Origin of the sequence: Pseudomonas sp. BN411 (genome assembly GCF_029871235.1) — a bacterium.
GTDB lineage: Bacteria > Pseudomonadota > Gammaproteobacteria > Pseudomonadales > Pseudomonadaceae > Metapseudomonas.
Window position 1 is genome coordinate 15,960 of the sequence record NZ_SSOM01000027.1, and the last position, 22,880, is coordinate 38,839.

The following is a 22,880-nucleotide window of genomic DNA, read 5'->3' on the forward strand; positions in this document are numbered from 1 at the left end:
AAGAAACGCCACTGGGCTATCTGGACGCGTGGGGATAATGGCCAATACTTCTTCTTACTGGCGCGCGGCATCTCCCCCCAAGTGCCCAGCCAGTCGAGGAACCGTGGATCGCGTTCCTTTGTTTTACTCCTAATGGTCTTGACCCGGATTCATCCCCCAGAACCCGGGTTTTTTTTGCGCGCGGCTTTTGTCGGCAGCCGAGGGAGACCGCTTCAGCCGCGTCGCGCGAGGGGGAACAAGCGCAGATAGTTCTCGCCGGTCTGCTCGGCGAATGCTTCGTACGAAACGCCTCGCAAATCGGCAAGGAACTCTGCCACCTCACGCACGTATTGCGGCAGGTTGGGCTTGCCGCGGTAAGGCACCGGGGCGAGATAAGGCGAATCGGTTTCCACCAGCAGACGGTCGGCCGGTACCTGGCGGGCCACTTCTCGCAGGGCATCTGCATTGCGGAACGTGACGATGCCGGAGAGCGAAATATAGAAACCGAGATCGAGCGCGGCGCGGGCCATCTCCCAATCCTCGGTGAAGCAATGCAGCACACCGGCCTGGGGCAGCGCCGCATCGCGCAGCTGGGCAAGGGTGTCGGCACGGGCTTCACGGGTATGCACGATGACCGGCTTGCCAGTCACCTTCGCAGCCTCCAGGTGCAGACGGAATGCCTGCTGCTGGAGTTCGGCGGCTTCAGGCTCGTAGTAATAGTCCAGGCCCGTCTCACCGATTGCTACTACACGCGGGTGTTCCAGCTCCCCAAGCAACCAGTCCAGCGCGAGGGATTCGCCCGGCTGCAGGTCCAGTGGGTGAACGCCGACGGAGCAATGCACGTCGTCGTAACGCTCGGCGAGGGACTTCACCGCCGCCGCGTTATCGGCGCTCACGCCAATGCAGAGGAACTGGCTGACACCGCGAGCACGGGCGGCGTCGAGGGCGGCATCGAGGGAGCCATCATGGGCCGCCAGGTCGAGGCGGTCCAGGTGGCAATGGGAGTCGATCAACATGCTTCAAGCTCCAGGCGCAGGCGCCAAGCTTCAAGCCTGCCGCTTGCAGCCGGAGCCCGACGGCCGGTTACATCGTATGGGTGGGACGGTCGGACTTGAGGGCGCCGGCGAGGTAGGTCTCGATCTTGTTGCGTGCGCCGCTGTCGCCATCGTTGAACTGGACGCCGATGCCCGCGGCGCGGTTGCCCTGGGCGCCCTTGGGGGTGATCCAGACCACTTTGCCGGCGACCGGGATTTTCTCCTGCTCATCCATCAGGTTGAGCAGCATGAATACTTCGTCGCCCAGCTTGTAGGTCTTGTTGGTCGGAATGAACAGGCCACCGTTCTTGATGAACGGCATGTAGGCGGCATACAGCACGGACTTGTCCTTGATGGTCAAGGACAGGATCCCGTTACGCGGGCCCAGATTCGGCGGCAGGCTCATGCGGTTTTCCTGGAAAGCTGGTTCAGCCAACGATTCTAGCCCGGCCCGGGCAGGCTTGCCCACTGCACCAGTAGCGCTTCGAGAAGCAACACACGATTGAGGTTGGCCTTGTTCAGGACTTTCTGCCGCTGCTGCAGCAACCAGTCCTGCATGGCCAGGACCTTGTGCTGCGGGGCCTTCTCCGCGAGGTACTGCACCACCTTGCGCATATCGTTCAACCCCAGCCCCGCCTCATCACGGGTGAGCTGGAAGCGCAGCATCAGCTGTGCCCAGTCGCAGAACCAGTCGAACAGCAGGGGCAGAGGCACGGCATTCCAGCCCTCGGCCAACTGGCTGGCGCCTACTTGCTGTTTGAGCAGCTTCTTCACGCCCTCCACCACTTCGCCGCGCTGAGCCCGCACACCCTGCCCTTCCAGGCGCAGGGCCGACAACGGCGAGCCGCCGGCCAGCACCAGCAATTCACGCAGTTCGTCGGGGGATGCGTCCGGCAACGCGCTTCCCAGCCAGGCCAAGCTCTGGGCGGCGCTGGGCAATGGGCAAGCCTGTTGCACGCAACGGCTCTTGATGGTCGGAAGGAGGCGGCTGGGCTGGTGGCTGATCAACAGCAACACGGTATCGCCCGAGGGTTCTTCCAGACTCTTGAGCAGGGCATTGGAAGCGTTGATGTTCATCGCCTCGGCCGGTTCCAGCAGCACCACCTTGCGCCCACCGAGCTGCGCGGTCTGGACCACGAACCCAACCAGTTCGCGCACCTGGTCGACTCGAATGGCCTTGTCGACCTCCTCCGGTTCCAACACGAAGGCGTCCGGATGGGTGTTGGCTGCCAGTAGCAGACAGGCCTTGCACTGGCCGCAGGCATCAAGCCCAGCCGGGTTCTGGCAGAGCAGGCGCGCCATCAGACGATCGGCCAGAGCGCGCTTGCCAATGCCGGAAGGACCGTGCAGCAGATAGGCATGGGCGTGCCGCGGACGGCCCGCCAGCTGCTGCCAAAGTGCGTCCTGCCAAGGATAGGCCTCAGCCATCGCAACGCTCCAGCAACTCAGGCAGCAATTTGTCGAGATTGGCCTGCACCTCGGCCAGCGGCAGCGAAGCGTCGATCACCTTGTAGCGGTCGGCGGCGGCCTGTGCACGCTGCAAGTAGGTCTGGCGCACGGCCTCGAAGAAACTGCGTTTCTCCTGCTCAAAGCGATCGAGGCGGCCACGAGCAGCCGCGCGGGTCAGGCCGATCTCCACGGGCAGATCGAACACCAGAGTCAGATCGGGACGAAGGTCGCCCTGGACGAAATTTTCCAGCAGTGCGATGCGCTCCTTGGGCAAGCCACGACCACCACCCTGATAGGCGTAGGTGGCATCGGTGAAACGATCACAGAGCACCACAGCACCACGGGCCAGCGCAGGTTTGATCACACCTTCCAGGTGCTGGGCGCGAGCGGCGAATACCAGCAGCAATTCAGTATCGACACCCATCGTTTCGTCGCTGGGGGTCAGCAGCAGCTCGCGGATGCGCTCGGCCAGCGGCGTACCGCCCGGCTCGCGGGTCAGCACGACCTCGATGCCGTGACTGCGCAGACGCTCGGCGAGGTATTCGCGATTGGTGCTTTTACCGGCACCTTCCGGGCCTTCCAATGTGATGAACAGACCGCTCACTGGGTGTCCTTTTTCATTGCGGGGTTGGGCTGGAGCGGTAGCCGTTGCGGCGCTTCAACTGGAAGTCACGCACGGCCTGGTTGTGCTCGCCCAGGGTCTCGGAGAATACATGGCTGCCGTCGCCGCGGGCGACGAAATAGAGGCTCTTGCCCGCAGCCGGATGCAATGCGGCGTGGATGGCCTCGCGGCCGGCAAGGGCAATCGGAGTCGGCGGCAGACCACTGATGACGTAGGTGTTGTAAGGCGTCGGCTCGCGCAGATGGTCGCGAGTCAGGTTGCCGTTGTAGCGCTCACCTAGACCATAGATCACAGTCGGGTCAGTCTGCAGCAGCATCCCGGTATTGAGGCGGCGTACGAAGACACCGGCGATCTGCCCGCGCTCGGCCGGGACGCCGGTTTCCTTCTCAACCAGGGAAGCCATGATCAACGCCTGGTAGGAATCGTTATAGGGCAGCCGATCCGCGCGCTTGCCCCACTCCTCGGCGAGGACCTGGTCGAGACGATCACGCGCCTGCTTCAGCAGGTCGATATCGCGCATGCCACGCACAAAGCGATAGGTATCGGGGAAGAAGCGGCCTTCCGGGTACTCGCCCGGGCGGCCGAGACGAGCCATCAGCTCGGCGTCGCTGACATCGGCCAGGGTCTGCTCCAGCTTGGCCTGCTTGGCCAAGGCCGCACGCACCTGACGGAAGTTCCAGCCTTCAACCAGGGTAAGGCTGTACTGCACCACGTCACCGCGCTGCCAGAGCCCCAGCAGGTCGCCGGCGCTCATTCCCGGAGTCAGACGGTATTCACCGCTGTGCAAGGACTCGTTGGCCAGGTTGAAGCGCCAGTATTGGCGGAGCCAGAAGGCATTGTTCAGCACCCCCTCCTCTTCCAGACGGTTGAGCAGGCCGCCTGGCGTGGCGCCGGCCGGCACGTCCAGCATCCTTTCGGCGGAGATGTTCAGGGGTTGCTCAAGGGTGACGCTCTGCTGCCAGCCGGCAAAGGCGACGAGCAAGCCAGCCAGAAGCAGGCCTGCCTCCAGCATCAGCAGGAATTTGCGTATCACGAATCAGATGTCCAGTAGATCGCGGGCGATGGCCTGAAGTTTACGGGTCAGCGGGCCGACCGGCCAGTGATGGCCTGTTACAGAACGCACCGGCCAAATGCCGAAGAGGCTGTTGCAGAGGAACACCTCGTCAGCCTGGAGGAAGTCCTCGAAAGGGATATCACGTACTTCGACCTTCAGGCCTTCCGCCCTGGCGCTGTCGAGCAAGGCTGCTCGCATCACGCCGGCCACGCCACAGCGCGAAAGGTCCGCAGTGACCAGCACGCCACCACGCACGATGAACAGGTTGCTGAAAACACCTTCGATTACGCGACCGGACTGGTCACGCATCAGACCCTCGGCAAACTCGCTGCCCTGCCATTCGTTCCGGGCCAACACCTGCTCCAGTCGATTCAAGTGTTTGAGACCGGCAAGCAGGGGCTGCTCGGCAAGACGAGTCGTGCAGGGAAAGAGCTGGACGCCCTCTTCCCCATTACCGTCCGGATAAGCCGGGAACGGACTGCTCTGCAGGATGCGTCGAGGCAACGCCACAGGGGGTGGCGCATAGCCGCGCAAGCCTTCGCCGCGGGTGATCATCAACTTGGCGACGCCTTCACCCAGCCCGGCTGAAAAAGCCAGCAGCTCGGTGCGCATCAGTTGGAGATCCAGTGGAATACCGAGGCGCCGGCAACCTTCGGCCAGGCGGGCCATGTGGTACTCGAGAAGCGGGGGTCGTCCGGCACGCACGGCGATGGTCTCGAAAAGCCCATCGCCGTAAGCCAGGCCGCGATCCTTGATGGAAAGAGACTCGGCCGGGTGACCGTCGACCCAGTTCGGCATCAGCCGATGAACCGGCGGAATACCAGGGAACCGTTGGTGCCGCCGAAGCCGAACGAGTTGGACAGCACGATATCCATAGGCATGGAACGCGCTTCGTGAGGCACGAAGTCGAGATCGCAGCCTTCGTCCGGCTCTTCCAGGTTGATGGTGGGCGGCGCAACCTGGTCGCGCAGGGCCAGCACGCTGAAGATCGCCTCCACCGCGCCCGCCGCACCCAGCAGGTGGCCGGTCATGGACTTGGTGGAGCTGACCGCGAACTTGTAGGCGTGATCGCCGAACACCGACTTGAGCGCCATGGCTTCAGCCACGTCGCCGGCCGGAGTGGAGGTTCCGTGGGCGTTGACGTATTGCACCTGGTCGGCATTCAGGCCGGCATCGCGCAGGGCATTGCTCATGCAACGGGCGGCACCGGCGCCATCTTCCGGCGGAGAAGTCATGTGGTAGGCGTCGCCACTCATGCCGAAACCAATGAGCTCGGCATAGATGGTCGCGCCACGTGCCTTGGCGTGTTCCAGCTCCTCGAGGACCAGCGCGCCGGCACCGTCGGACAGCACGAATCCGTCGCGACCCTTGTCCCATGGACGGCTGGCGCGGGTCGGATCGTCATTGCGGGTCGACAGCGCACGGGCTGCGCCGAAGCCACCGAGGCCGAGGCCGCAGGCGGCCATTTCGGAACCACCGGCGACCATGACGTCCGCCTCGCCATAGGCGATGTTGCGAGCGGCCATACCGATGCAGTGGGTGCCTGTGGTGCACGCGGTGGCAATGGCGTAGTTCGGTCCCTGGATGCCCAGGTGGATCGACAGGAAGCCGGACACCATGTTGATGATCGAGCCCGGAACGAAGAACGGGGAGATCCGGCGCGGCCCTTGCTCGTGCAGGGATTTGCAGTTGTTCTCGATGTTGGTCAGGCCGCCGATGCCGGAGCCCATGGCCACACCGATGCGCTCGCGATTGGCGTCGGTGACTTCGAGACCGGAATCACGAACAGCCTGGAAGCTCGCTGCGAGGCCATACTGGATGAACAAGTCGAGCTTGCGCGCTTCCTTGGCCGACAGATACTCCTCGACATTGAACCCCTTCACCGAACCACCGAAACGGGTGGAATAGGCAGACAGGTCCATATGCTCGATCAGGCCAATGCCACTACGGCCAGCCAGAATTCCCTGCCAGCTGCTCGATACATCGGTACCCAGCGGCGACAGCATGCCAAGGCCAGTGACCACGACGCGTCTACGCGACACAGCGATCTCCTTCTTCAATCTCTACACGGCGGTTGATTCGGATTAACAGACTGTTGAAAAGCCCGGCAGGTAACGCGCAATCCGTGGTTTTTCAACAATCGGCTAAAGAAAAGCCGCACGCCCAATCGGGTCGTGCGGCTTTTCCGCGTCGGGTAACCGACGACTACATTACTGCGCGTGGGCGTTGATGTAGTCGATGGCTTCCTGAACGGTGGTGATCTTCTCGGCTTGCTCGTCCGGGATTTCGGTCTCGAATTCCTCTTCCAGAGCCATCACCAGCTCAACGGTGTCAAGGGAGTCGGCGCCCAGGTCTTCAACGAAGGAAGCGCTGTTGGTGACTTCGTCTTCTTTGACGCCCAGTTGCTCGGCGACGATTTTCTTGACGCGTTCTTCGATGGTGCTCATACCTTGTTTTCACTCCTATGGAAAAATCCGTGCAGCTGGGGCTGCAGTGTATAGAAAGGGTTTTCCGCATTTCAAGCTGAACGCCTGAACCCTTTCAGGATCGCCGCAACGAAATGTCTATAACCCGACTGCACTCTTATAGCGAATTCTAGACAGGGCATATGACAGCTTCCTGAAGGGATTCGTCACATTCAGCTCATGTACATGCCGCCGTTCACCGGAATGGTAGCGCCGGTGACATAGGCAGCGCCGTCGGAAGCGAGGAATCCCACTACCTTGGCGATCTCTTCGGCCTGGCCCAGACGACCCAGCGGAATCTGGGTGAGCAGCGCATCGCGCTGGGCTTCTGGCAGCTCACGGGTCATGTCGGTGTCGATGAAGCCCGGAGCCACCGAGTTGACGGTGATGGCGCGGGAGCCGACTTCACGCGCCAGAGCGCGGCTGAAACCTTCCAGGCCGGCCTTGGCTGCGGCGTAGTTGGTCTGGCCGGCGTTACCCATGGCACCCACCACCGAACCGATGTTGATGATGCGCCCCCAACGAGCCTTGGTCATGCCACGCAGGACGGCCTTGGACAGGCGGTACAGGCTGTTGAGGTTGGTGTTGATGACGTCGAACCATTCGTCGTCTTTCATGCGCAGCATCAGGTTGTCGCGGGTGATGCCGGCGTTGTTCACCACGATCAGCGGCTGACCGAGGTGCTGCTGAATGTGTTCCAGGGTGCTGGCGACCGATTCGTCACTGCTGACGTCGAGTACCAGACCGGCACCTTCGATGCCGTTTTCCTTGAGGAACTCGGCGATGCGCTCAGCGCCGGAAGCGGAGGTCGCAGTGCCGATTACCACGGCGCCCTGACGGCCCAGTTCGAGGGCGATAGCCTGGCCAATGCCACGGCTCGCACCGGTGACCAATGCCACCTTACCTTGCAGACTCATAGGTCTTCTCCTTGTTCAGGCCAGCGCAGCACGGGCGGCTGCGAAAGCATCAGGGGTATCCAGGTTGTGGGTGTTGACACCCTTCACGCAGCGCTTGTTCAGGCCAGACAGCACCTTGCCCGGGCCGCACTCGACAAGGTCGGTAACGCCACGCTCGGACAGGCTCACCATCGACTCGACCCAGCGAACCGGGCTGTACAGCTGGGCCAGCAGGTCACGCTTGAGCTCGGAAAGATCGGCCACTACTGCCGCGCTGACGTTCTGCACCAGCGGAATCTGCGGAGATTGCCAGGCCAAGGCTTCGACCGATTCGGCGAAGCGTTCGGCAGCAGGCTTCATCAGCGCGCAATGGGACGGGACACTCACCGGCAGCGGCATGGCGCGCTTGGCGCCACGAGCCTTGCAAGCCTCGATGGCACGCTCGACCGCGGCAGCGGAACCAGCGATCACCACCTGACCAGGCGCGTTGAAGTTCACGGCACTGACCACTTCGCCCTGGGCGGCTTCGGCACAGGCGGCCAGCACGTCAGCATCTTCCAGGCCGAGAATGGCAGCCATGCCGCCCTGCCCTGCCGGTACGGCCTGCTGCATCAGCTGACCGCGGCGCTCGACCAGCTTCACCGCATCGGCGAAGCCCAGGCTGCCCGCAGCTACCAGGGCGGAGTATTCGCCCAGGCTATGACCAGCAACGTAGGCGGGACGCGCACCGCCTTCAGCCAGCCACAGGCGCCACAGGGCAATGGAGGTGGTGAGGATGGCGGGCTGGGTCTTGTCGGTTTGATTGAGCTGTTCTTCCGGACCTTGCTGGGTCAGCGCCCAGAGGTCATAACCGAGTGCCTCGGAGGCTTCGGCAAAGGTATCCAGGACCAGCTTTTGCTGGCCCCCCTGCTCGGCCAGCATGCCCAGAGACTGGGAGCCCTGACCGGGAAAAACGAAAGCGAGGGATGCGGACATTAAGTGAGGTCCCTTATCTGTCGGTATAGGGAGATTGACGCCCGGCATAGCCAAGCGCAGGAAACTGACAGTTGGATGACAAGCTGCCGATAGTGGTCACATCCTACAGCAACAGATGCTCCAGACGGCCGTGAAGACGCTGCGGCAGATTCTCCCGAACCTCGATCAACGCGCGACGAATGGCACTCTGGAAACCATCCGAACCAGCCGAGCCATGGCTCTTGATGACGATGCCCTGCAACCCGAGGAAGCTGGCTCCATTGTGGCGCGCAGGCGTCAGATCGGTACGCAGGCGGCGCAACAACGGCAGCGCCAATGCACCCACCATGCGCGAGCCGAGACTCTCATTGAACAAGGCCTCCATGCGCGAGGAGATCATCGAAGCCAACCCCTCGCTGGACTTCAGCAGGATGTTGCCGACGAAACCGTCACACACCACCACGTCTGCATCACCACGATACAGGCCGTCGCCCTCGATGTAGCCGATGTAGTTAAGACCCTCGGCCTGCTGCAGCAGGCTCGCCGCCAACTTGACCTGCTGGTTGCCCTTGATGTCTTCGGTGCCGACGTTCAGCAGCGCCACCCGAGGACTAGCAGTGCCCAAAGCCTCGGCAGCGACCGCCCCCATCACCGCAAACTGATAGAGATGTTCGGCACTGCAATCGACATTGGCACCCAGATCCAGCAGGTGGCAGTGGCCACGAGCCGTGGGAATGGCGCTGACCATGGCCGGACGATCGATGCCGGGCAAGGTTTTCAGAACATAGCGGGAAAGCGCCATCAATGCGCCGGTGTTGCCGGCACTGACGCAGGCCTGGGCACGACCGTTTCGCACCAGATCGAGCGCGACGCGCATCGAGGCATCCGGTTTGCCACGCAAGGCTTGCGCCGGGCGCTCATCCATGGCGATCACTTCGCTGGCATGCTCGATTTGCAAGCGCTGGCGATCAACCGCTGGAATGCGGGCGACTAGTTCTTCAAGAAGGGGAGCTTGGCCGACGAGGACCAGGTGAAGCGAGGGGAATTCAGCCAGACAGGCGATGCTGGCTGGAACAATGCAGCGGGGACCGAAGTCCCCGCCCATTGCATCAATCGCGACGATCGAGGCAGCCAAGGATTACTCGGCAGCGCCCTTGTCGACCACTTTGCGACCGCGGTAGAAACCGTCCGGAGAAACGTGGTGGCGCAGGTGAACTTCACCGGTGCTCTTCTCTACGGACAGTGCGTTGGCTTCGAGGGCATCGTGGGAACGACGCATATCGCGTGCCGAGCGGGATTTTTTGTTCTGCTGAACAGCCATAATCAATTAACTCCTAAACGTTTGGGTCACGCTTTAACTGCGCCAGTACGCTGAACGGGTTGGACCGCGAAACCTCGTTCTCGCTCGGCTCGGGCTCATCGAGACCCGCCGGCTGCTGGCAATCTTCAGGGTCATGGGCCGGAACTATGGGGAGGGCGAGCAACAGCTCATCCTCGACCAGAGTCATCAGATCCAGCGGATCTTCTCCCACTTCCAGCACGTCATAGCCCTTCGGCAGCGACTGACTGTCAGCCCCTTCCCTCACCACGGCGTAATCACATTCGCTGTGGATGTTCAGGGCGACCAGCTCTAGACAACGCTGGCAAACCATCTTGACCTCAACGTCGATCCGACTGTGGATGACCACAGCGCGACGCTCATCACGGCCAAACGCCAAGCGTGCATGAATGCTGCCCGCATTGTCCGCAAGGGGGTCGCAGAGTCGCTCCAGGCTGGCGAGCGCGATCTCACCCTCTAGAGTGACTTCGCGGTCCGCCAACTTGCGCGGATCTACATGAGGTGGAATCGGCCCATTCAACATAGGCGCAGCATTCTAGGGATGACCCCCTCCCCTGTCAAAGGAATTTCCGCATTGTCCGCAGCCGGAGCGCATCTATAGAATCGCCCACCCCACAAGCCCGGAGATCGCCAATGCTGCCCCTGGTGCTCGCATCCAGCTCCCCCTATCGCCGCGAACTGCTCGAACGCCTGCGCCTCCCCTTTACCTGGAGCGCTCCAGCTATCGACGAAAGCCGCCAACCTGAGGAATCCGCCGAACAACTGGTGCGCCGCCTCGCCCTGGGGAAGGCCCGAGCCCTCGCCAGCCAACACCCGAATCACCTGATCGTCGGCTCCGACCAGGTCGCCGTGCTGGGCGAACAGATCCTCGGCAAGCCTCACGACTTCGAACGCGCCCGCGACCAATTGCTGGCCGCGAGCGGCACCAGCGTCAGCTTCCTGACCGGCCTCGCACTGCTGAACAGCGAAACCGGACAACACCAAGTCGATTGCGTGCCATTCACCGTGCACTTCCGCAACTTGGACGAAGCGCGCATCAGCCGCTACCTGGAAGCGGAACAACCCTACGACTGCGCCGGCAGCTTCAAGGCAGAAGGCCTTGGCGTGAGCCTGTTCCGCGCCACCGAAGGCGCGGACGCCACCAGCCTGGTCGGCCTCCCCCTGATTCGACTGGTGGATATGCTGCTCGCCGAAGGCGTGCAGATTCCCTGATCCCTATATAAAGGAAAGCCCGACACTGGCCGGGCTTTCTTCAAAAGGACAACTACCAGCGTCAACGCAGACTCGGTCCCTGGAACCCCATCCAAAGCGCGAGACGCTCAGCCACGCTGGCACCGAACTTCTTCGAGAAGCGATCGAAGGGAGACTCCTGGACGGTGTAGTCGACGATCTCCTTCGCACCAATGACTTCGCGAGCAACAAAGCTGGTATTGCCGAGCTTATCCACCAACCCCAGCTCCAGCGCCTGCTCACCGGACCAGACCAGACCACTGAACAATTCGGGATGGCCATCGACCTTGAGCCGATCACCACGCCCCTTCTTCACGCTCTCGATGAACTGCTGGTGAGTGGTGTCCAGGACGTTTTGCCAGAACTCGGTTTCTTCCTGCTTCTGCGGCTGGAAAGGATCCAGGAACGCCTTGTGCTCGCCCGAGGTATAGACACGGCGCTCAACACCCAGCTTGCCCATGGCATCGACGAATCCAAAGCTCGCCGCGGTAACACCAATGGACCCGACAAGACTGGCCTTGTCGGCATAGATCTCATCCGCAGCACTGGCGATGTAGTAGGCACCAGATGCCCCCAGATCAGCGATCACGGCGTAAACCTTGATGTCCTTGTGCGCCTCGCGCAGCCGGCGAATCTCGTCGTAGACATAGCCGGACTGCACCGGACTGCCGCCCGGACTATTGATGCGCAGCACCACACCCTTGGTCTTCGGGTCTTCGAAGGCCGCGCGCAGACTGGTCACGATGTTGTCGGCACTGGCCGCCTCTTGATCGGCGATCATGCCGCGAACTTCCACCAGGGCAGTGTGCTCCTGGCCGCGCGCCGCACTTTTCTGCAGATCGAAGGCCGGCGATAGCATCACCAGGGCGACAAACAGGTAAATGAAGGTCAAAAGCTTGAAGAAAATACCCCAGCGCCGCGCACGACGCTGTTCCTGAACACCGGCCAGAACGGCCTTTTCCAGCAGCTTCCAGCTCTTCTCTTCAGTCTTTTCGGCAGCCGGTTCTTTCCATTCGTCAGACATAGGTCTCCACCTCTCGGGATTGCCGGCTCAGATCACCGCTCAGCCAGTGTCGCAGTTCCTCGAAACGCTCGATCGCCAACTTCGGCGACTCCTTGAGCAACTCTGCAAGCGGCTGGGCACCATAGCCCACTGCCACGGAATCCATCCCAGCCCGATGCGCCATGCGCAGATCGAAGGGCGAATCCCCCACCATCACAGCCAGCTCTGCCACCACCCCGCAATGCGCCAGGATTTCCTGCAACATGCGCGGATCAGGCTTGCTCGCGGTTTCATCCGCGCAGCGAGTAACGTCGAAATACTCCAGCCATCCGCGCCCCGCCAACACCTGATCAAGGCCGCGACGACTCTTGCCGGTGGCCACCGCCAGACGATAGCCCTCCTCACGAAACGCCTCCAACGCCTCCGCCACCCCCTCGAACAGGGGCGAAGGCTGGCGCTCCAGGGCACCGTAGTGCTCACCGTAACGCTGGCGGAATGCATCTATGCAGCGCGAATCCTCGAGCTCTGGATAGAGAGTGGCGATGGCTTCCGGCAAACCGAGACCAATGATGCCCTTGATTGCGACATCATCACGCCAGGGCAGTCCGGACACGTCGGCCGCCACACGCATGGACTCGACAATACGGGCAATGGAGTCAACCAGCGTGCCGTCCCAGTCAAAGATAAGCAGCTGGTAATCAGGCACCGAGACGCTCCAGGGTTTTCTCCCACATCTCGTCTACCGGAGCCTCCAGCTTCAGTTCGCCGCCATCGGGAAGACTGATCGCCAGGGAATGTGCGTGCAGGAACAGGCGCTTGCCGCCCAGCTCGCGAATCTCGCGAGTGAAATCCTCATCACCGTACTTGGGGTCACCAGCGATGGAATGGCCGGCATGCTTGGCGTGCACACGAATCTGGTGGGTACGCCCAGTGATCGGACTGGCTTCCACCAGCGTGGCGAACTCGCCGAAACGACGCACGACGCGGAACTCGGTCAGCGCTTCCTTGCCCTCGGGATTCACCTCGACCATCCGCTCGCCGGAGCGCAGGTTGTTCTTCAACAACGGCGCACTGACTTTCTTCTTCGAGGTCGGCCAACTGCCGCGCACCAGCGCGAGGTAACGCTTGTCGACACCATCGCCACGCAGCGCCTCGTGAAGGTGACGCAGCATGCTGCGCTTCTTGGCGATCATCAGCAGGCCGGAGGTGTCGCGATCCAGGCGGTGCACCAGCTCCAGATCCTTGGCTTCGGGACGCAGCTGACGAAAGGCCTCGATCACGCCGAAACTGAGACCGCTGCCACCGTGGACTGCGATGCCAGCCGGCTTGTTCAGCACGATCAGCGCCTTGTCCTCGTAGACGATGGCGGCCTCCAGCCGTTCCAGCATCCCCTGGGCAACCGGAGCCGGCTCGTCCGGCTCGGACAGGCGCAGCGGAGGAACCCGCACGATGTCGCCCGCTTGAAGCTTGTACTCAGGCTTGATGCGCCCCTTGTTCACGCGAACTTCGCCTTTGCGAAGGATGCGATAAATCAATGTCTTGGGCGCACCTTTCAGCTGGGTGCGTAGGAAATTGTCGATTCGTTGGCCGGCATATTCCGGCGCAACCTCAAGCAGCTGGACGCCGGAGGTTGGAGAGGCGGGAGTATTCATCTGGGCATCATAACAATTTTTTATGGATTTGAAGCACTTAATGATTACTGCTATAGTCGCGAACGCCGCCAAAAGCGGCCTGGTTTCGGGGTGTTCGCCATATCTGCCACCCCAACCGCTGCAACCCTTTCAGGACGTAAGGCCGTCCGACAGAAAATTCGCCGCAATGGCCGCGAATTTTCCGAAATCAAAGCCTTGAGCCATGACGCGTGATCGCCCCTTTCAATGGGAGATTGCGGTAAATGCAACCCGCTACGGATTCAGCGAGCGGCACCCGATTTTCAAGGGATAAGTGTAGGGTGGAGATGCATAACCGTCGGACTGCGTAGTTTCAAGACGCTTCATTTCGTCCGCTACCGACCGTTGATTCCTCCTCCTGAACAAGTGCTTCTGTCACGACACAGCAAGCAGGAGACGTAGTCGCGATTCCGGCCCCTTTGGCTGGAATCGCTGGACACTGGGGTGGCCTCCACCCCTGACACGCACCTGACACCGACCGCGAGAGTCGTGTGCGCCAATCGCCGTTTCCGGCAGCCCGGAAACCTATTGGTACCACATGAAAAGAATGCTGATTAACGCGACTCAACCCGAAGAGTTGCGTGTTGCTCTGGTCGACGGCCAACGCCTGTATGACCTGGACATCGAATCGGGTGCCCGCGAGCAGAAGAAAGCCAACATCTACAAAGGCCGAATTACTCGCATCGAGCCCAGCCTCGAGGCAGCCTTCGTCGACTTCGGCGCTGAGCGCCACGGCTTCCTGCCCCTGAAAGAAATCTCCCGCGAATACTTCAAGAAGTCCCCTGAAGGCCGCATCAACATCAAGGAAGTGCTCAGCGAAGGCCAGGAAGTCATTGTCCAGGTCGAGAAAGAAGAGCGCGGCAACAAGGGCGCAGCCCTGACCACCTTCATCAGCCTCGCCGGTCGTTACCTGGTGCTGATGCCGAACAACCCCCGCGCCGGCGGCATCTCCCGTCGCATCGAAGGCGAAGAGCGCAACGAACTGCGCGAAGCGCTGAACGGTCTCAACGCTCCGGCCGACATGGGCCTGATCGTCCGCACCGCCGGTCTCGGCCGCTCCAGCGAAGAGCTGCAGTGGGACCTGGACTACCTGCTGCAACTCTGGAGCGCCATCAAGGAAGCCTCCGGTGAACGTGGCGCCCCGTTCCTGATCTACCAGGAAAGCAACGTCATCATCCGCGCCATCCGCGACTACCTGCGCCAGGACATCGGCGAAGTGCTGGTCGACAGCATCGAAGCCCACGAGGAAGCCCTGAGCTTCATTCGCCAGGTGATGCCGCAGTACCAGAGCAAGATCAAGCTCTACCAGGACAGCGTTCCGCTGTTCAATCGCTTCCAGATCGAAAGCCAGATCGAAACCGCCTTCCAGCGTGAAGTGAAGCTGCCGTCTGGCGGCTCCATCGTTATCGACCCGACCGAAGCCCTGGTGTCCATCGACATCAACTCGGCGCGCGCGACCAAAGGTGGCGACATCGAAGAAACCGCCCTGCAGACCAACCTGGAAGCGGCCGAGGAAATCGCCCGCCAGCTACGCCTGCGTGACATCGGCGGCCTGATCGTCATCGACTTCATCGACATGACCCCGGCCAAGAACCAGCGCGCCGTGGAAGAGAAAGTCCGCGAAGCCCTGGAAGCCGACCGCGCCCGTGTGCAGATCGGCCGTATCTCCCGCTTCGGCCTGCTGGAAATGTCCCGTCAGCGCCTGCGTCCGTCCCTGGGCGAGACCAGCGGCATCGTCTGCCCCCGTTGCGACGGCCAGGGCATCATCCGTGACGTCGAGTCCCTGTCGCTGGCCATCCTGCGCCTGATCGAGGAAGAAGCCCTCAAGGACCGCACCGCCGAAGTACGTGCCCAGGTGCCGATCCCGGTTGCCGCCTTCCTGCTCAACGAGAAGCGCAACAGCATCACCAAGATCGAGCTGCGTAGCCGTTCGCGCATCGTCATCCTGCCGAACGACCACCTGGAAACCCCGCACTTCGAAGTCCAGCGCCTGCGCGACGACAGCCCGGAAGTGCAAAGCAACCAGTCCAGCTACGAAATGACCCCGGCCGAGGCTGAAGAAGTCCAGCAGGTCAGCTCCACCCGCACTCTGGTCCGCCAGGAAGCCGCGGTGAAGACCGTATCCCCCGAGCGCCCTGCACCGGCCCCGATTCCTGCCGCCCCGCTGGCACCGCCCGCACCGACTCCGGAGCCGAGCCTGTTCAAAGGCCTGGTGAAGTCCCTGGTGGGTCTGTTCGCCGGCAAGGAAGAGCCCAAGGTCGAAGCCGAGAAGCCTGCCGCCGAGCGTCAGCCGCGCGGTGACGAGCGTCGCAACGGCCGCCAGCAGAACCGCCGCCGTGATGGCCGCGAAGGTCGTGAAGGCCGTCGCGAGGAAGATCGCAAGCCGCGTGAAGAGCGCCAGCCGCGCGAAGCCCGTGAAGGCCAGGAAGCTCGTCGCGAACGCGGCGAGCGCGCTGAGCGTCCGGCCCGCGAAGAGCGCCAGCCGCGTGAAGAGCGCCAACCGCGCGAGGAACGCCAGGCCCGCGAGCCGCGCGAAGAGCGTCAACCGCGTGAAGAGCGCCAGCCCCGTGAGGAGCGTCAACCCCGCGAAGAGCGCCAGCCGCGTGAAGAACGTCAGCCGCGTGAAGCCCGCGAAGGCCAGGAAGGTCGTCGCGAGCGTGGCGAGCGCGCTGAGCGTCCGGCCCGCGAAGAACGTCAGCCGCGTGAAGAGCGTCAGCCCCGCGAGGAGCGCCAGCCGCGCGCCGAAGTGGCCCAGGCTGAAGTGGTCGACGAAGAACTGCTGAACAACGAAGAACTGCTGCAGGACGACGATCAGGAAGGCGCCGATGGTGAGCGTCCCCGTCGCCGCTCCCGTGGCCAGCGTCGTCGCAGCAACCGTCGCGAGCGTCAGCGCGAAGCCAATGGCGAAGAGCTGGACGCGGATGAAGAAGGCGCTGAACAGGCCGCTCCGGCCGACGCAGTCCAGGCCGCTTCCGTAGCCGCCACCGCTGTTGTTGCCGCTGAAGTGGTTGCCGAAGCCACCGCTGAAGCTCCGGCCCAAGTGGAAACCCCGGCTGCCGAAGCCGTCGTTGAAGTGCCGGCCGCAGAAGCAGTGGTTGCCGAGACCGTTGTTGAAGCCGCCCCGGTTGCCGAACAAGCTCCGGTGGTAGAGCAAGCCCCGGCTGCGGTGGAAGCTCCGGTCGTTGAAGCAGCACCCGCCGAAGTCGTGGTAGAGGCCCCTGCCGCAGCTCCTGTTGAGGAAGCTCCGGTTGCCGCACCAGAGGCTCAGGAAGCCGCGCAAGCGCCGTCCAGCGCTGGCCGCGCCGCCAACGACCCGCGTGAAGTGCGTCGTCGTCAGCGCGAAGCCGAGCGCTTGGCCAAGGAAGCCGAAGCAAGCGCCGCCCAGGCTGTTGAAGCCGTAGCCGCCGCCGAGCCAGTATCCGCTGCCGCCCACGCTATTGCTGGTGTGGAAGAGGAAGTGGTCGCTGCCGAGCAGAAGGTCGAGGAAGCTGTTGAACAAGTTGTGGAAGCTCCGGCTGAACAGCCTGAGCAAGTAGCAGCCGAAGCGACCGAAGCCCAAGCGCCGGCCGAAGCCGAGACCAAGGCTGAGGAAGAAGAGAAGGACGAAGCCAAGGACGAGACCAAACCGGTCGTCTGAAGCCAGCCCTGAATGAAAAAGGGGATGCCATTGGCATCCCCTTTTTTCTTGCCCGCAATATAGAAGCCCGCTACTCCACTTCGTCTCCCACCTGGGTCGCGAACTGCAGTTCCGCCAGCCGCGCATAGAGCGGACTGCTGGCCACCAGCTGCACGTGACGACCGACCGCCACCACCCTGCCCCGCTCCATCACCGCAATGCGGTCAGCGTTCTGCACCGTGGCCAGACGGTGGGCGATCACCAGCGTTGTGCGCCCACTCATCAATGCCGGCAGAGCCTGTTGGATCAGGTGCTCGCTTTCCGCATCCAGGGCGCTGGTCGCTTCATCCAGCAGCAGGATGGGCGCGTCCACCAGCAATGCACGCGCGATGGCCAGGCGCTGTCGCTGGCCGCCAGAGAGTCCGATGCCACCCTCTCCCAGATGGGTCTGGTAACCCTTCGGCAGGCGGGTGATGAACTCGTGGGCATGGGCGGCGCGGGCGGCCGCTTCGACGTCGGCGTCAGAGGCCTCGGGACGACCGTAGCGGATGTTGTCCTCGACGCTGCCGTAGAACAGCGCAGGATTCTGCGAAACCAGCGCAAAGCAGCGACGAAGATCGCTCGGCTCCAACTGCTTCAGCTCCACGCCCTCCACCTGGATGCTTCCCCCCTGAGGATCGAAGAAGCGCAACAACAGCTCGAAGACCGTCGACTTGCCCGCCCCGGAAGGCCCCACCAGCGCCAGCGTCTCACCAGGGCGAACGTCCAGGCTGACTCCGTCCAGCGCGTTCACTTCCGGCCGACCGGGATAGGCGAAGCGCACTGCGTCCAGCTCGATGCGACCGCTGACCCGCTCCGGCAGCGACACCTGCCCCTGCGCGGGAGCATGAATGTCGTTTCGTGCCTGCAGCAGCTCGGCGATTCGCTCCGCGGCACCGGCGGCGCTCTGCAGCTCGCCAATCACCTCGCTGATGGCGCCGAAGGCCGCCCCCACGATCAGGCTGTAGAAGACGAAGGCCGCCAAGTCGCCGGGCGATATGCGCCCGGCGATCACATCCGTACCGCCGACCCAGAGCATCACACCCACCGCACCCAGCACCAGCAGGATGACCAGGGTGATCAGCCAGGCACGCTGGGTGATACGCCGGCGCGCGGTGTCGAAGGCCCCCTCCACCGTAAGAGCAAAACGCTGGCGATCCTGCGCCTGATGGTTGTAGGCCTGCACCGTCTTGATCTGCCCCAGGGTTTCCCCGACGTAGCTGCCGACGTCGGCGATACGGTCCTGGCTTTGCCGCGAGAGGCGGCGCACCCGCCGGCCGAAGAGGAGGATGGGTGCCAGCACCAGCGGCAGCGCCAGCAGGACGATGCCGGTCAGTTTCGGGTTGGTGACGAACAGCAGGCCGATGCCGCCCACCAGCATGATGCCGTTGCGCAATGCCATGGACAGCGAGGAGCCGATCACCGACTGCAGCAAGGTGGTGTCGGCAGTGAGCCTGGACTGGATTTCCGACGCGCGATTGCTTTCGTAGAAACCCGGATGCAACTGGATCAGATGGTCGAACACGCGCTTGCGGATATCCGCCACGAAGCGCTCGCCAATCCACGAGACTAGGTAGAAGCGCGTGAAGGTACCCAGCGCCAGGGCCAGCACCAGGCCGAAGAACAACATGATCGAATGCCGCAGCGACGCTTCTGACTGGGTAGCTAGCCCCTGGTCCACCAGTAGACGGATGCCCTGCCCCATCGACAGGGTAATGGCGGCAGTGAACAGCAGCGCCAACAGGGCACCCATCACTCGCCAGCGGTAAGGCGCGACAAAGCGCGCAGCCATGCGCAGCGCATTACGCTGCCTAGAGGAAAGGAGAGATGCCATCGAAGGTCTCAGTCAGCTAGGCCAGGGGATTGTCCACCTCGCACCGGAGCTTCCGCCCACCACCCCACCAGGCAGAGGCACAGCGCCACCAGATTGGTGGACAGGGGATTGAAGGCCTGGATCAGCAGGCCCGGCGTGAACAGCGCCACGTCCAGCAGCAGACCGGCCAGCAGCAGCGCCGACACGACGAGCGGCCAGCGCGACTGGCGAACCACGAGCAGGATCAGCGCCATGACGATCTCGGCCAGCCCGGCGAGGGTCGCCACCAGCTCGACGTGGGCCAGCCCGTGGGCCGCGATCATCAGTTTCTCGTCGGCACTCAGCCAGAGCAGCTTGGGCACGAGACCGTGGTAGAGGAACAGCAGCGCCAGCCCCCAGCGGGCCAGCAAGGCAAATCGACGCAACTCAGCGATCGGCATTCAGGAAGCGCCCCTCATGGTCGGGGGACGGCATCAGACAGACGTCATATCGGCCGAAGAGACGGTAGCGATTCAGCGCGACTCGGTCATAGCACCAGTCGCGAAACCCCAGCGGCAGGAAACGGAAGATCGCCAGCAGCGGCCAGGGCGCCGGCAACTGGCGCAGGATTCGTGCAATGGCCTCGGAGCGGACGAACAGCTCGGCCCCCTCGACATAGAGCAAGGTCGCGAAGCTGTCGGTGGGCAAGCCGAACCAGTGCAGGATCGCCTGCCCTTCCGCCGATTGCACCGAGGCGAGCTTGATGGTTCGCGCCCGGTCATGGCGGATCAGGAACTTCGCCCAGCCATTGCAGAGTTTGCACACCCCGTCGAAGAGCACGACGCGCTCTCCGGGGCCGACATGGGGAGGGTATTGCTCGGCATCCATCGCGATGCTCCTGCAACCTCGGGAAATTGTCGTCGATGGTAGCCGATCTCCCCGCAAGCGGGTGAACGGCCTCAGCCCAGGTCGCCCCAGCCCAGGGGATAGAGCAGCTCTTCCTTGTAGCCGGCCCAGACCCGTACTGCGTCGGGAAAGGCTTCATCCAGGACCGGGTCGCCACTGTCCACCAGCAGCGGACGGCCTTCCAGGGTGCCCAGCTTGCGTTTGGTGGCCACTACCCGGATGTGATCCAGGCCTATGACACGCAACACCCGCGGGCTGATCTGCTGGTTGCCGCGACCGATGATGTGGCCCTGTCCACCGATGGCGGTGACCAGCAGCCGCGCCGGGTGGCCGTCCACCAGCTCGAAAAGCTGGGACTCGGTCACGTCACGGGCGATCACCGCGCCGTTCTCGATCACGTCGACCCCCAGCAGCGTGGTTTCCAGCCCCAGGTTGGCCGCCAGCCCGTGGAGGGTGGAACCGGGGCCGAACACGTAACGCACGCCCTCTTCCCAGCTGTCGTTCAGCCAGTCAGCCAGATCCACCAGCACCAGCTCTTCCGACTCCATGCCGCCTTGTTTGACGTGCTGCATGAAGTGGCCTTCCACGGGGACCGTCAGCTCGCCATACCAGCGCGCCGCCACCTTGCCATCGCGCAGGGCGGCTTCGTCCAGGTCGCGAACCTCGCCGCTGGCAAGACGCACCAACCCACCTTCCACCAGACGCAGCGCCAGTTCACCGGCCGCGCGCGGACTGATGGCGTAAACCCCGGAGTGGATCTTCACCCCGGCGGGAATTCCCAGTACCGGCTGCCCTTCACGCACGGCGGAACTGACATCCCGCGCCGTGCCATCGCCACCGGCGAAGAGAATCAGCGCAACACCGGCGTCCTGCAGGGCCTCGACGGCGTGACGGGTGTCATCGGCGCACGTCAGCGGGCCGTCGAGCTGCCCCAGCACCCTGTGGGAGAAGCCCATCTCCGTCAGCAAGTCGGCGCCCATGGGACCGGGGAAGGTCAGGAACTGGATACGCCCGACAAGCGGCAACAGACATTCCAGCGCCAGTCGGGTGCGGGCGGCCGCCCGAGGCTCAGCGCCTCTGGCAAGGGCCTCTGCGGCAACACCGTCACTGCCCTTCAGCGCAGCTGGGCCACCCAGGCCGGCCAAGGGATTGATGATCAGACCCATATGGAACAAGGACATGCTTACCTCGAACTGAACTCTCGCCCCGCGCAGGGGGTCCACCCATCAGGACCAGGACGCTAGCGGTTGGCACATTCACTGCTAGTGTTTCCTGGTCTTTTGTTTTTCCGGCGTAATGCTGACGCCGGCTGTCACCGCGTATTCATCTACCCTTCCTAGACTGCGCGCACCACCTGAAGAGGAGACAGGCCATGAGCTTGCACGACAGCACTTCCGATCGCCGCGTAATCCCGCTGCAGCAACGCCGCCCGGTTGGCGGCGCGATCATCGATGCCCAGGGCCGTGAGATTCCGATTACCGAAACCATGATCCAGCGCGCCTGCCAGGAGCTGCACAAGCAACTGGAATCCGAGCTGAAACAGGCCTGATACGCCAGCGCCCGGGGCAATCCCGGGCTGCTTCCTACACCAGTTCGGCCCCCAGCGCCCGGACGATTCCCGCCAAGCGCGGCGCATCCCCCTTCAAACGTACCCGCAGACCGTCGATTTCCCGCCGCACCGGATAGTGCTTGCGCAGGGCATCGAAGGCAGCGCGACGCTGGCCTTCATCCCCTAGCAGGCTACGACGGAAATCCGCATCGTCGCGGCGCGGGTCATACACCGCGCGGCACAGGGTCGCCAGGGCCCAGTTCGGGTCAGTGCCGGCATCCAGGGTCAGTTCATCCAGCCAGGGCGCGGGCAGCAACTCGTCCAGCTGCACGCTTTCCGCCTGCCCGCTGAAACGGCACCAGGCCTGATAGACCTGCGCGGTACCACGCAGCTTGCCGTCCAGGCTATAGCCGGCAATGTGCGGAGTGGCGATGCGGCACAGGTGCGCCAACGCCACGTCGGCCTGAGGCTCGCCCTCCCACACATCCAGCACCGCACGCAGGTCGGTGCGACGCTCCAGCACTGCCCGCAGCGCCTGGTTGTCCACCACCGCGCCACGACTGGCATTGACCAGCCAGGCACCGGGCCGCAGACGCTCCAGGCGGCTGGCATCCAGCAGGTGACGGGTCGGATGGTCACCACCGGCATCCAGCGGCGTGTGCAGGCTGATGGCATCGCACTCGCGGAGAATGGTTTCCAGATCGACGTAATCTCCGCCTTCAACTGCCTGGCGCGGCGGATCGCAGACCAGCACCCGCCAGCCGAGGCCACGCAGCACATCCACCAGGCGCCCGCCCACCTGACCGGCCCCCACGACACCGAAGGTGCGCGAGGCAAGGTCCACGCCCTCGTCCTCGGCCAGCACCAGCAGGCTCCCCAGCACGTAATCCACCACGCCGCGTGCATTGCAGCCAGGCGCACTGGACCAGCCGATGCCGGCCTGTGCGAAGTATTCGAGATCAAGGTGGTCGGTGCCGATGGTGCAGGTGCCGACGAAGCGCACCGGCGTACCCGCCAGGAGAGTGCTATCGACACGGGTCACCGAGCGCACCAGCAGCAGGTCGGCGTCGGCCACGGAGGCAGCGTCGATGGCGCGTCCCGGCAGGCGGCGGATGTCGCCCAGGCCGCCGAAAAAGGCATCGACCAGAGGAATGTTTTCGTCGGCAACTATTCGCATGGCAGGCTCCAGCAGAGAGATCGCCATTCTACGCAATCCCCCCGTCGGGCGCCCGCATCACGGGGCCGTCGCCCTCTTTTCTGACCATTACGTCAGGGCGTAGACT

Annotated in this window: 24 protein-coding genes; 3 read left to right on the forward strand and 21 right to left on the reverse strand. The window is 63.3% G+C overall.

The window, feature by feature from the left end:
* Window positions 1-212: 212 nt before the first annotated feature.
* The 13 genes from E8F06_RS02510 to E8F06_RS02570 form a co-directional block, all read right to left on the reverse strand.
* Window positions 213-995 carry a TatD family hydrolase gene (locus E8F06_RS02510; RefSeq protein WP_280363867.1) on the reverse strand — a complete coding sequence of 261 codons (783 nt, stop codon included), beginning with the start codon at window positions 993-995 and terminating at the stop codon, window positions 213-215.
* Window positions 996-1,062: 67 nt separating this feature from the next.
* Window positions 1,063-1,419: a PilZ domain-containing protein gene (locus tag E8F06_RS02515; protein WP_028627861.1), complete on the reverse strand. Its 357-nt coding sequence runs from the start codon at window positions 1,417-1,419 to the stop codon at window positions 1,063-1,065.
* Window positions 1,420-1,454: 35 nt separating this feature from the next.
* Complete coding sequence (locus E8F06_RS02520; protein WP_280363870.1) at window positions 1,455-2,441, reverse strand: DNA polymerase III subunit delta'; 987 nt, start codon at window positions 2,439-2,441, stop codon at window positions 1,455-1,457.
* Window positions 2,434-3,066, reverse strand: a complete 633-nt coding sequence (gene tmk / locus E8F06_RS02525) for a dTMP kinase (protein WP_280363872.1) — start codon at window positions 3,064-3,066, stop codon at window positions 2,434-2,436. The genes E8F06_RS02520 and tmk overlap by 8 nt, the downstream gene beginning before the upstream one ends.
* Before the next feature lie 13 nt (window positions 3,067-3,079).
* Window positions 3,080-4,117, reverse strand: coding sequence for an endolytic transglycosylase MltG (gene mltG / locus E8F06_RS02530; protein WP_280363874.1), 1,038 nt, complete (start codon window positions 4,115-4,117; stop codon window positions 3,080-3,082).
* Window positions 4,118-4,120: 3 nt separating this feature from the next.
* On the reverse strand, window positions 4,121-4,936 hold the full coding sequence (pabC, locus tag E8F06_RS02535) for an aminodeoxychorismate lyase (protein ID WP_280363876.1): 816 nt from the start codon (window positions 4,934-4,936) through the stop codon (window positions 4,121-4,123).
* Window positions 4,936-6,180, reverse strand: a complete 1,245-nt coding sequence (gene fabF, locus E8F06_RS02540; protein WP_280363878.1) for a beta-ketoacyl-ACP synthase II — start codon at window positions 6,178-6,180, stop codon at window positions 4,936-4,938. Before fabF ends, pabC begins: the two co-directional genes overlap by 1 nt.
* 168 nt (window positions 6,181-6,348) lie before the next feature.
* Complete coding sequence (gene acpP, locus E8F06_RS02545; RefSeq protein ID WP_016493661.1) at window positions 6,349-6,585, reverse strand: acyl carrier protein; 237 nt, start codon at window positions 6,583-6,585, stop codon at window positions 6,349-6,351.
* 191 nt (window positions 6,586-6,776) lie between these two features.
* A complete protein-coding gene (gene fabG / locus E8F06_RS02550) occupies window positions 6,777-7,520 on the reverse strand; it encodes a 3-oxoacyl-ACP reductase FabG (RefSeq protein WP_077522399.1) in 744 nt (247 codons plus the stop codon).
* A 15-nt stretch (window positions 7,521-7,535) separates the two neighbouring features.
* Window positions 7,536-8,474, reverse strand: a complete 939-nt coding sequence (gene fabD / locus E8F06_RS02555) for an ACP S-malonyltransferase (RefSeq protein WP_280363882.1) — start codon at window positions 8,472-8,474, stop codon at window positions 7,536-7,538.
* Window positions 8,475-8,577: 103 nt separating this feature from the next.
* Window positions 8,578-9,588: a phosphate acyltransferase PlsX gene (gene plsX, locus E8F06_RS02560; RefSeq protein WP_280363884.1), complete on the reverse strand. Its 1,011-nt coding sequence runs from the start codon at window positions 9,586-9,588 to the stop codon at window positions 8,578-8,580.
* 3 nt (window positions 9,589-9,591) lie between these two features.
* A complete protein-coding gene (gene rpmF, locus E8F06_RS02565) occupies window positions 9,592-9,774 on the reverse strand; it encodes a 50S ribosomal protein L32 (protein ID WP_069084611.1) in 183 nt (60 codons plus the stop codon).
* A gap of 13 nt (window positions 9,775-9,787) precedes the next feature.
* Window positions 9,788-10,315: a YceD family protein gene (locus E8F06_RS02570; protein WP_190829848.1), complete on the reverse strand. Its 528-nt coding sequence runs from the start codon at window positions 10,313-10,315 to the stop codon at window positions 9,788-9,790.
* Window positions 10,316-10,425: 110 nt separating this feature from the next.
* Here E8F06_RS02570 and E8F06_RS02575 point away from each other — a divergent pair, with 110 nt between their 5' ends.
* Complete coding sequence (locus tag E8F06_RS02575) at window positions 10,426-11,004, forward strand: nucleoside triphosphate pyrophosphatase (RefSeq protein WP_280363887.1); 579 nt, start codon at window positions 10,426-10,428, stop codon at window positions 11,002-11,004.
* A 61-nt stretch (window positions 11,005-11,065) separates the two neighbouring features.
* Here the strand turns inward: E8F06_RS02575 and sppA are convergent, their stop codons facing one another.
* From sppA to rluC, 3 genes are read right to left on the reverse strand one after another with little or no spacing between them, the layout of a single operon-like run.
* Window positions 11,066-12,046 (reverse strand): signal peptide peptidase SppA, encoded by a 981-nt coding sequence (gene sppA, locus E8F06_RS02580; protein ID WP_280363889.1) that lies wholly within the window; start codon window positions 12,044-12,046, stop codon window positions 11,066-11,068.
* On the reverse strand, window positions 12,039-12,731 hold the full coding sequence (locus E8F06_RS02585) for an HAD-IA family hydrolase (RefSeq protein ID WP_280363891.1): 693 nt from the start codon (window positions 12,729-12,731) through the stop codon (window positions 12,039-12,041). The genes sppA and E8F06_RS02585 overlap by 8 nt, the downstream gene beginning before the upstream one ends.
* Complete coding sequence (gene rluC, locus E8F06_RS02590) at window positions 12,724-13,677, reverse strand: 23S rRNA pseudouridine(955/2504/2580) synthase RluC (protein WP_280363893.1); 954 nt, start codon at window positions 13,675-13,677, stop codon at window positions 12,724-12,726. The genes E8F06_RS02585 and rluC overlap by 8 nt, the downstream gene beginning before the upstream one ends.
* A gap of 556 nt (window positions 13,678-14,233) precedes the next feature.
* Here rluC and rne point away from each other — a divergent pair.
* On the forward strand, window positions 14,234-17,332 hold the full coding sequence (gene rne, locus E8F06_RS02595; protein ID WP_280363895.1) for a ribonuclease E: 3,099 nt from the start codon (window positions 14,234-14,236) through the stop codon (window positions 17,330-17,332).
* Between the two features lie 70 nt (window positions 17,333-17,402).
* Here rne and E8F06_RS02600 read toward each other — a convergent pair whose 3' ends face one another.
* The 4 genes from E8F06_RS02600 to E8F06_RS02615 all read right to left on the reverse strand — a co-directional run bounded on the left by E8F06_RS02600 (window position 17,403) and on the right by E8F06_RS02615 (window position 21,229).
* Window positions 17,403-19,184, reverse strand: a complete 1,782-nt coding sequence (locus tag E8F06_RS02600; RefSeq protein ID WP_280363898.1) for an ABC transporter transmembrane domain-containing protein — start codon at window positions 19,182-19,184, stop codon at window positions 17,403-17,405.
* Window positions 19,185-19,192: 8 nt separating this feature from the next.
* Window positions 19,193-19,603 (reverse strand): DoxX-like family protein, encoded by a 411-nt coding sequence (locus tag E8F06_RS02605; protein ID WP_280363900.1) that lies wholly within the window; start codon window positions 19,601-19,603, stop codon window positions 19,193-19,195.
* A complete protein-coding gene (locus tag E8F06_RS02610; RefSeq protein ID WP_271471385.1) occupies window positions 19,590-20,030 on the reverse strand; it encodes a thiol-disulfide oxidoreductase DCC family protein in 441 nt (146 codons plus the stop codon). Before E8F06_RS02610 ends, E8F06_RS02605 begins: the two co-directional genes overlap by 14 nt.
* 71 nt (window positions 20,031-20,101) lie before the next feature.
* Window positions 20,102-21,229 (reverse strand): ATP-NAD kinase family protein, encoded by a 1,128-nt coding sequence (locus tag E8F06_RS02615; RefSeq protein ID WP_280363905.1) that lies wholly within the window; start codon window positions 21,227-21,229, stop codon window positions 20,102-20,104.
* Between the two features lie 191 nt (window positions 21,230-21,420).
* Between E8F06_RS02615 and E8F06_RS02620 the strand changes: the two genes are divergently transcribed.
* Entirely contained in the window at window positions 21,421-21,597 is a 177-nt protein-coding gene (locus E8F06_RS02620) for a PA1571 family protein (RefSeq protein ID WP_280363908.1), read from the forward strand.
* A 34-nt stretch (window positions 21,598-21,631) separates the two neighbouring features.
* On the opposite strand, the gene pdxB is transcribed toward E8F06_RS02620, so the two are convergent.
* Window positions 21,632-22,774 (reverse strand): 4-phosphoerythronate dehydrogenase PdxB, encoded by a 1,143-nt coding sequence (pdxB, locus tag E8F06_RS02625; protein WP_280363910.1) that lies wholly within the window; start codon window positions 22,772-22,774, stop codon window positions 21,632-21,634.
* Between the last annotated feature and the right edge of the window lie 106 nt (window positions 22,775-22,880).

Excerpts from the sequence above, each read along its gene's own strand:
- E8F06_RS02510 (WP_280363867.1), bottom strand. The coding sequence starts at position 995 with ATGTTGATCGACTCCCATTGCCACCTGGACCGCCTCGACCTGGCGGCC.
- E8F06_RS02515 (WP_028627861.1), bottom strand. The coding sequence starts at position 1,419 with ATGAGCCTGCCGCCGAATCTGGGCCCGCGTAACGGGATCCTGTCCTTG.
- E8F06_RS02520 (WP_280363870.1), bottom strand. The coding sequence starts at position 2,441 with ATGGCTGAGGCCTATCCTTGGCAGGACGCACTTTGGCAGCAGCTGGCG.
- pabC (WP_280363876.1), bottom strand. The coding sequence starts at position 4,936 with ATGCCGAACTGGGTCGACGGTCACCCGGCCGAGTCTCTTTCCATCAAG.
- acpP (WP_016493661.1), bottom strand. The coding sequence starts at position 6,585 with ATGAGCACCATCGAAGAACGCGTCAAGAAAATCGTCGCCGAGCAACTG.
- fabG (WP_077522399.1), bottom strand. The coding sequence starts at position 7,520 with ATGAGTCTGCAAGGTAAGGTGGCATTGGTCACCGGTGCGAGCCGTGGC.
- fabD (WP_280363882.1), bottom strand. The coding sequence starts at position 8,474 with ATGTCCGCATCCCTCGCTTTCGTTTTTCCCGGTCAGGGCTCCCAGTCT.
- rpmF (WP_069084611.1), bottom strand. The coding sequence starts at position 9,774 with ATGGCTGTTCAGCAGAACAAAAAATCCCGCTCGGCACGCGATATGCGT.
- E8F06_RS02570 (WP_190829848.1), bottom strand. The coding sequence starts at position 10,315 with ATGTTGAATGGGCCGATTCCACCTCATGTAGATCCGCGCAAGTTGGCG.
- E8F06_RS02575 (WP_280363887.1), top strand. The coding sequence starts at position 10,426 with ATGCTGCCCCTGGTGCTCGCATCCAGCTCCCCCTATCGCCGCGAACTG.
- sppA (WP_280363889.1), bottom strand. The coding sequence starts at position 12,046 with ATGTCTGACGAATGGAAAGAACCGGCTGCCGAAAAGACTGAAGAGAAG.
- rluC (WP_280363893.1), bottom strand. The coding sequence starts at position 13,677 with ATGAATACTCCCGCCTCTCCAACCTCCGGCGTCCAGCTGCTTGAGGTT.
- rne (WP_280363895.1), top strand. The coding sequence starts at position 14,234 with ATGAAAAGAATGCTGATTAACGCGACTCAACCCGAAGAGTTGCGTGTT.
- E8F06_RS02600 (WP_280363898.1), bottom strand. The coding sequence starts at position 19,184 with ATGGCATCTCTCCTTTCCTCTAGGCAGCGTAATGCGCTGCGCATGGCT.
- E8F06_RS02605 (WP_280363900.1), bottom strand. The coding sequence starts at position 19,603 with ATGCCGATCGCTGAGTTGCGTCGATTTGCCTTGCTGGCCCGCTGGGGG.
- E8F06_RS02610 (WP_271471385.1), bottom strand. The coding sequence starts at position 20,030 with ATGGATGCCGAGCAATACCCTCCCCATGTCGGCCCCGGAGAGCGCGTC.
- E8F06_RS02615 (WP_280363905.1), bottom strand. The coding sequence starts at position 21,229 with ATGTCCTTGTTCCATATGGGTCTGATCATCAATCCCTTGGCCGGCCTG.
- E8F06_RS02620 (WP_280363908.1), top strand. The coding sequence starts at position 21,421 with ATGAGCTTGCACGACAGCACTTCCGATCGCCGCGTAATCCCGCTGCAG.
- pdxB (WP_280363910.1), bottom strand. The coding sequence starts at position 22,774 with ATGCGAATAGTTGCCGACGAAAACATTCCTCTGGTCGATGCCTTTTTC.